We start from the raw sequence: 8,124 nt of genomic DNA, 5'->3' as shown, positions 1-8,124 counted from the left end.
CCTATAATATTTGTATAAAACTTTATTGATGAGAGCAGATAATTACTATGACAAAATTTAGCAGTAAGCATATAAATACAATCGCTGCAATCTCAGATATTCATAGTAATATCTTTGCTTTAGAGGCGGTTCTTGCAGACATAAAACGTCGTAATATAGAGCAAATCGTCAATCTTGGTGATATTTTGTATGGACCTATCGCACCTAAAGCGACTTATGAGCTGCTGATGACATGTCGAGACGATATTATGACCATTTGTGGCAACCAAGATAGGCAGATATATGAGGCGACAGCGGCAGATATTGCGGGTAATCCAACACTAAGTTTTATTATCGAAGACTTGCCTAAGTCGGCTATTAAGTGGATGCAAGATTTACCTTTTGATTGTCATTTAAGTAAGGATATCTACTTATGCCATGGCTCGCCAACCGACGATATGGTTTATCTGTTAGAAAATATAGAAACAGGTCAACTGAGAGCACGTAGCGATACAGATATTTTGGCATTGCTTAGTGGTATTGATAGTGCGGTTGTCATATGTGGCCACACCCATATTCCGCGTACGGTAAAGTTATCGACTGATCAAATGGTTATCAACACTGGTAGTGTTGGTTATCCTGCCTACGAAGATGACTTACCTAATATTCACAGAATGCAGACCTATTCCCCTCATGCAAATTATGCAATCATTAGCTTTGTCGATACCGAGGAAGGGAAGTGCTGGCAAACCGAACATATTCAGGTACCGTATGATTATGAGGCGGCTGCTCAATTGGCCTCACAGAATGGTCGTGAGGATTGGGCGTTTGCACTGAGAACAGGGCGTGTGTTGTAAGGAAACGATTTATGCCCACAGCAGTTTACTGTTAAAGACAGTAACTCACCTTTTGATGCTGCTTCACATATTGATGATTAGTTTGAAATAGGTATAGATAATATATATAACGTGAATGCTCTGATATCAAACCTTTAATTGGTTATTGAACCCATAGGTGGTATCAATGATGTAGTAGGTACTAATTTAGCAGATAAAGAATATAGTCGATCCACTATAAAGCAAATACAGCGATATGGGTTACATTTTGAGCCGCCTCTGTCTGCGTAGGCACAGCAAGCAAGAAAAATGTAACCCGTATTTGTGGTTGTGCCTCTTTTGTTTAGGACTGACTATATGTTAGCTATTTGAGTATCAAGAATTTTAAAAATTGGCGTGATAATTAACAAGTTTATCGAATAAACAACTCATTCATAAAAATAGAATAGGGCGGACAGGTTTGCAAAATTTTATAAAAGGATTTTTTAAGTGGATTATTGCAGGTATTGGAATAGGAATAGGACTGTTTGTTGTTCTAGTGGCCGTAGCGTTTTTGAATAACAAGAATAAACCAGAAAAATCTGATGATACGACAGCATTGTTAAGTAACGAGGCTGAAAATGCTATAGAAGATAACAGTGAGTTATCAAGCTCTCAAGCTATGGTAAATGATCAAGACGTACCGATAGGTTATAAATTGATTGAAGAGGGAGGTATCATGTTAGATGCCCCTATTATGGGCATGGAATGGGAAAGTGTGGAAGATGAAAACACAACCACCAACCCGCGTGTGTACGAGCCCTTTACAATATATCAATGTGTTACGGAAGATGGTGAGCATTTACGTTTGGATGTAGTAAATAGTGACATTGGTTATATGCTCAAGTACTATTTTGCCACTCAAGATAACCCTTTGAAGTTAGAAGCACAGCAAGCTACTGAAGATGCCTATTATGTAGAATATCTCAATGCTACTAGTATCACTATGCGGGATCCGAATAATTACTATAATCTGACACAGTATGGAGACGGTGATACCGCCTTTTATATTATTAATGCCATTACTGGTAAAGAGATGAATTATTTCTTATGTGAGGATACTTCGATGAAGGAGGGTCAGCGTGCTTTAGTTAACCAAATGGAACCAGAGCATTTTAAATTCAAACCTATGACTGACGAGCTTGAAAACCTTTTGACTGAACGCTTTGAATATCAGTAAAAGCTTTTTTAGTTATGATGTTTGGTTGGTAACCAAACATCATAACCAACTTGAATCGCACTCAAATTACCCCCATAATCTAAACACTTTTAAATAATAAATAGCCTAAGTAAATATGCCCAATAATTCTAAGAATATCACACAAGCATCTAACGAAGATGCTGCTCGCCAAATCAATAGCACCACTAATCCGAATAAAGAAAGTAATAGCATAACTCACGGAAATTCTAATATCACATCAAACAGCGCCACACTAAGCAATGATAAAGAAGCTACTCAATCTCATATAGCTGACGATTTGCCTGTACTTGCCAAAGACAGCTACTATTTAAGCCGTCTAGAGCGAGAGCTGGCACGTGCTGTCGTGTCTAGCAAAAAAGAAAATAATGAAAAAGCCAATGATGCGTTAACGAAAAAACGCGAGCAGTACGAAAAAATAAAAACCCGCTCACAGCAGGTGGTGCAGGCACGTATAGATAGCATTCCTGCTGACTTGCCAGCCAAGCTAAACCTTGATCTGCCAGTCAGCCAACGGGCAGAAGACTTGGTACAAGCAATCATCGATAATCAAGTCATTATCGTCGCTGGTGAGACGGGCTCTGGTAAGACGACACAGTTGCCAAAACTTGCGATGCTAGCAGGGCGTGGTATTACTGGACAGATAGGGCATACGCAACCAAGACGTCTAGCGGCGAGAAGCGTGGCAAACCGTATTGCAGAAGAGTTGGGCGAACCGTTAGGGAATACCGTTAGCTTTAAGATTCGCTTTAACGAGCAAGGATCGGCACAGTCAGTCGTCAAGCTTATGACCGATGGTATCTTATTGGCCGAATTAGGGCATGATCGGTTTTTGAGTAAGTACGATACGATTATTATCGATGAGGCGCACGAGCGTAGCTTAAATATCGATTTTATTATGGGTTATCTCAAAAAAATGCTACCCAAGCGTCCTGATCTAAAGGTGATTATTACTTCAGCGACATTAGACACCAAACGCTTTAGTGAGTACTTTAGTCATTACGATGCCAAACTTAAACGTAAAGTGCCTGCGCCAATCTTTAATGTTGAGGGTCGCAGCTTTCCTGTTGAGGTTCGTTATCGCCCATTAACCGACGAGCCAGTAAACAGCTCTGATGATGACAGTTATGATGATTTTGAAGAAAACTTGCCACGCGCCATCGTTGCCGCAGTCGAAGAATGCTTTGGCGATGCCCAAAACAAAGGACATGCTGATCAAGCAGATATCTTAATATTTGCCGCGACTGAAGCTGAGATCCGTGAGACACAAGAGGTGTTAGAGCGTCATGGACCTAGGCATACAGAAGTGCTGCCTTTGTTTGCGCGGCAGACGTACGATGAGCAGCAGCGTATTTTTCAGCCATCCGGTCGTGGCCGACGTATCGTTATCGCGACCAACGTGGCTGAGACTGCGCTGACTGTGCCTGGTATTCGTTATGTGATTGATTTGGGTTTTGCACGAATTTCTCGTTATTCTTACCGCTCGCGTGTACAGCGTTTGCCGATCGAGGCGATTTCACAGGCCGCCGCCAATCAGCGTAAAGGTCGCTGCGGGCGTGTTGCGCCAGGTGTTTGTATACGTCTGTATAGCGAAGAAGACTTTAGCGGACGCCCTGAATTCACTGAGCCTGAAATTTTACGCACTAACTTGGCCTCAGTGATCTTGCAAATGGCCAATTTGCGCCTAGGTAGCGTTGATGATTTTTCGTTTATCGAGCCACCTGACAGTCGCTTGGTTACGGATGGGCATAAGCTACTGGATGAATTAGGGGCGATTGCTTCTAAAAATAAAGCTATTTCTGCGACTAAATCCAATAAATCGAAGTCCAAAAAAGGTCTAGATCACCTGCGTCTGACACCGACTGGCCAAAAGATGGCACGTATGCCAATTGACCCAAGGCTGGCGCGAATGTTGGTTGCAGGTTCTGACTTTAACTGTATTCGTGAAATGCTTATAGTCGTCGCCGCGCTTGCGGTACAAGACCCACGTGAGCGTCCTGCTAATAAGCGCCAACAAGCCGATCAAAAGCACGCAGAGTTTCGTCAAGATGACTCTGATTTCTTGTTTTATTTAAGCCTATGGAAAGCACTGTTCGAAAAAGATGAACACGGCAATAAGCTGTCTGGCAATCAGCGTAAGCAGTTTACCAAGAAAAACTATCTGAGCTTTCCACGCGTACGAGAATGGAGTCAGACGCACCGCCAACTGGTACAAATGGTCACTGATCTAAAACTTACTGATGTTAATGATGTAAAAGGTACGGATAAAAAAGCGACTACTGAAATAACAACCAATGACCCGACAGCGATCGAAGACGAAGATCTAAAAGCGGTTAAATACGCCAACTTGCATCGTGCGTTGATGACAGGTCTGCTCTCTACTATTGCTCATAAGACCGAAAATCGTGGTGAATATCTCGCAGCTCGCCAGCAAAAAACCAAAATATTTCCAGCCAGTACAGTATTTAAGCAAATACCACCATGGGTGATGGCCTTTGAAGTAGTAGAAACTTCTCAGGTCTTTATGCGCACGGTGGCCAAGATTGAACCAGAATGGATTATCTCCGCTGCTGGTGATTTGTTGAAGTATCACTACTTTGAGCCGCATTGGTCAAAAAAGACAGGTCGCGTCAAAGCCTACGCGCAGATTAGTCTATTTGGTTTGATTATTATCAGTAAGCAGCTGACCAATTATGAGCAGGTCAATCTAAGCGAGTCACGTGAAATTTTTATTCGTGATGGTTTGGTCACTGGCAACTTGGGTCGTCAAGCGCCATTTTTACAGCACAACATGGATAAAATTGCAGACATTGAGCGCATTGAAGACAAGTTACGTCGTCGTGACTTATTGGTTGATGAAGAGTCGCTGTATCAGTTTTATGATAAAAAAATCCCTGAACACATTGCCAGTCGTAAAACTTTTGAAGATTGGCGTGCTGAAATCGAAAAAACAGATAGCAAGCATTTATTCTTTACTGATGAGGATGTACTTAATAGCCAAGCGCCGACCACAGGAGATTTTCCAGAGGTATGGAAGCTAGGTGACTTAAAACTACCGCTACGTTATGTCTTTGATCCAGCAAGTGATGATGATGGCGTGACCATTCGCGTACCGCTTGTTGCGTTGCCGCAGCTTGATGCGATCGAGCTGTTGTGGGGTGTGCCGGGTTGGCGCTATGAGCTGGTACTACAGTTGCTAAAATCATTACCCAAAGACATTCGCCGTCAGATCGTACCGATTCCCGATACGGCTGATGGCTTGTTTGACGAGTTACAACCTGCTGGTGGACAAGGACTACTGAAGCAACTCTGCCAAGCGCTTAATCGTCGCGGCATTATGTCAGTGACACCAGATAAGTTTAATCCGTCTACGATTGACCGTTACTTACAGCCACAAATCTGCGTCGTTGATGATAAAAACCGTATCATCGAAAAAGGTCGTGACCTGCAAACGTTACAGATTCGACATGCCAGTGAAACCAGTCAAGCAGTCAATGAGCAGCAAGGCGCGCATACTGTGTTTCCCGAGCACTTTTCCTTTAGTAAAAATCATCATAGCGCAGGCGTGGTGATGAAGCAGTTTGCGGCATTGGTCGCTGATGATGCAGGTGAGGCGGTATCAATCCATCAGTATACGGATGTTAATGCAGCATTACAGGCACACCGCATCGGGGTATTAACGCTAATTAAAAGTAAGCTTGGTGCAAAGAAAAAACAGCTCACCAGTCAAATTGATAGCATTTTTAAATTGGCATTTGCACCACTTGGTGATATGAGTAAGCTCAAAACGATTGTTATCGATGCAGCATTAGATGCAGCGCTTGAAGAGCACTATATATTGTTTGATCATAGTACAGACTTGCCCGAAAATGCAGATGATACTGCGGTAGCGCTTGCTGAGGAGTTGCCGTTTACCTCAGCAGAATATGAAAAAACCTTAGAAGTGGTGGCTGGTAGCTTTTTATTGACTGGTCAAAGCGTGATTAAGACCCTCAAAAATGTCTATACCCGATGGCAGCGTATTCGCCAAGGCTTATTGATGTTAGATCGAGAGATATTCGGTGAGTCTATTGAAGATATCGAAGATCAGCTAGAGGATTTGCATTTGGCTGATTTTGTCTACCGAATGGACTATAGCCATTGGCAGCAGTATCCACGCTATCTAGAAGCACTAGAGATTCGTCTTGAACGCCTTGAACATAATCTTGATGCGGATCTCGATGGCGTTTATGCGCTAGATTTACATATGGAGCGCCTTGCAGGACGTGCGGATAAAGAGGCTATTAGCGACTATCGTTGGATGGTGGAGGAGTATCGTATTCAACTCTTCGCTCAACCAATGAAAACGCGTATAGCAGTATCACCGAAACGTCTGAGTAAAATGTGGGATAAGGTGGGGTAAGGAGGTGTAGTACCGCTGAAGTATGTATTTGTAAATGGATTTTTCTCATGTGAGGCAAGATGAGTAATAGTGGTAACAAAGGTAAAGGTATAGAACAAACAGGCAGTAATGGTTTTTTGCTCAAGATTATCATGATTATTGCTCTTGGTTTTTTAGTTTGTGAGCTCTTAAACCTATGGAAGCTATATCATAATAGAGACTGCTTAGCTGATGTTTATCAAAATGAGGTGCGAAGTACCATCTCATCTCAATTCGTTAACGAAAGTTTTCTAAAGGAAGAAGCTATATTTCCAACACACATTTTATCTAGTAAAAAAGTGAACGAAAAGAATAATATTTGTGAAGTCACGTTATATCATAAAGATAGTGAAATAATCGTTCGTTATCGTCCTAAGAATTACTCTTCAACGTTTAGTGCAGGGCGTGTAAGCGATACAAAGGTATATTATGGCGTAAAGATATTGAACATTGAGGTTGACTAGGTGTCTGTCAGGTAAGATGTGATGCTAAAACTGAGACAGTGTGAGTAGAGTATTTTATTATACAAGCTAAATAAAACGAAAAAGGACAGTTAAAATGTGGGATGAACGTTATAGTGGCACAGAATTTGCTTTCGGTACAGAGCCTAATGATTTTTTGAGAGAAACGTTTGAGCAGATACCTGCAGGCGGGCGTGTATTATGTCTAGCAGAGGGTGAGGGCAGAAACGCTGTATTCTTAGCTGAGCAAGGCTATGATGTCACTGCGATGGATATGTCTGAAGTGGGTTTGATCAAAGCGGTACAATTAGCTAAAGACAGAGGAGTGACAATTACCACTCAAGTGGCTGATTTAGCTGATTACCAGTTTGGTACAGATAAGTGGGATGCCATTGTGTCTATATGGGCACATGTGCCTGACAAAGTGCGTCAGTATATACATACACAGGTAGTCACTGCTTTAAAGCCAAACGGCGTATTTATCGTCGAAGCTTATACAGAACGACAGTTGGAGACTGATGCTGTTGGAGGTCCACCAGCCAGTCAAAAAGAACGCTTTGGATCGCTAGATAATTTTCAGAGTGAACTGAGAGGACTTACAGAGATTATTGGTGTTGAAAAGCTGCGTATGGTGTCAGAAGGAAAACGTCATCAAGGGTTGAGTGCCGTTGTTCAGTTTGTTGGTAAGAGAGAGATTTAAAACCAGAAGTTTATTTGTTTTATAACTGATAGTGCTACGTATGTAGGCTAAGCGAAGGTGATACATTGCGAAATGTATAGATGGTTCTCTTGTGCCTTATATAGTTAATCTTATTTGAATTGGAGATCGTCAGCTAGATAATCACTTACTGAATGCCCTTTGTCGGGTTTTTAATAACGTTCAGCCTAATATGCTTGTAGCTTTAACGAGTTTCATACAAAGTCGGATAACATAGCTATAAAGGCAAATATAGCCCCTTTCTCTAGTGTTATTATAAGCGATTGATAAGAAATTATTACAAGTGTACATTTTCAATTAGGTAGTTGTTATAATGCAATCGTTTTATGTCAATTTATAGTGCGCATGTAAAGCACTGTTAGAAAAACTTAGATTAACACACCAAGTGCAACGCTAATTAATATTATAGAACGCCTGCATAGGGAGACCATCCCGAATTCTGTGTAACTGCCGTTTAGATTAAATGCTTGCTG

5 protein-coding genes are annotated in these 8,124 nt (G+C 41.7%); all 5 read left to right on the top strand.

Features of this window, described 5'->3' with window-relative positions; all coding sequences use genetic code 11:
* Positions 1 to 47: 47 nt before the first annotated feature.
* The 5 genes from ACT3RN_RS13235 to ACT3RN_RS13215 all read left to right on the top strand — a co-directional run bounded on the left by ACT3RN_RS13235 (position 48) and on the right by ACT3RN_RS13215 (position 7,633).
* Positions 48 to 836, top strand: coding sequence for a metallophosphoesterase family protein (locus tag ACT3RN_RS13235; protein ID WP_192520392.1), 789 nt, complete (start codon positions 48 to 50; stop codon positions 834 to 836).
* Positions 837 to 1,275: 439 nt separating this feature from the next.
* A complete protein-coding gene (locus ACT3RN_RS13230) occupies positions 1,276 to 2,034 on the top strand; it encodes a hypothetical protein (RefSeq protein WP_192520391.1) in 759 nt (252 codons plus the stop codon).
* A gap of 115 nt (positions 2,035 to 2,149) precedes the next feature.
* Positions 2,150 to 6,454 (top strand): ATP-dependent RNA helicase HrpA, encoded by a 4,305-nt coding sequence (hrpA, locus tag ACT3RN_RS13225; protein WP_225739293.1) that lies wholly within the window; start codon positions 2,150 to 2,152, stop codon positions 6,452 to 6,454.
* Positions 6,455 to 6,513: 59 nt separating this feature from the next.
* Positions 6,514 to 6,936: a hypothetical protein gene (locus ACT3RN_RS13220; protein ID WP_192520390.1), complete on the top strand. Its 423-nt coding sequence runs from the start codon at positions 6,514 to 6,516 to the stop codon at positions 6,934 to 6,936.
* A gap of 94 nt (positions 6,937 to 7,030) precedes the next feature.
* Complete coding sequence (locus ACT3RN_RS13215) at positions 7,031 to 7,633, top strand: class I SAM-dependent methyltransferase (RefSeq protein WP_192520389.1); 603 nt, start codon at positions 7,031 to 7,033, stop codon at positions 7,631 to 7,633.
* Positions 7,634 to 8,124 lie beyond the last annotated feature (491 nt).

Source organism: Psychrobacter sp. AOP5-GZ1-6, from assembly GCF_052376345.1.
GTDB lineage: Bacteria > Pseudomonadota > Gammaproteobacteria > Pseudomonadales > Moraxellaceae > Psychrobacter.
The sequence above is the reverse complement of the archived record's forward strand: the minus strand, read 5'-3'. Positions and strand labels throughout refer to the sequence as shown.

Coding starts and splice junctions, on each gene's coding strand:
- ACT3RN_RS13235 (WP_192520392.1), top strand. CDS start 48: ATGACAAAATTTAGCAGTAAGCATATAAATACAATCGCTGCAATCTCA.
- hrpA (WP_225739293.1), top strand. CDS start 2,150: ATGCCCAATAATTCTAAGAATATCACACAAGCATCTAACGAAGATGCT.
- ACT3RN_RS13220 (WP_192520390.1), top strand. CDS start 6,514: ATGAGTAATAGTGGTAACAAAGGTAAAGGTATAGAACAAACAGGCAGT.
- ACT3RN_RS13215 (WP_192520389.1), top strand. CDS start 7,031: ATGTGGGATGAACGTTATAGTGGCACAGAATTTGCTTTCGGTACAGAG.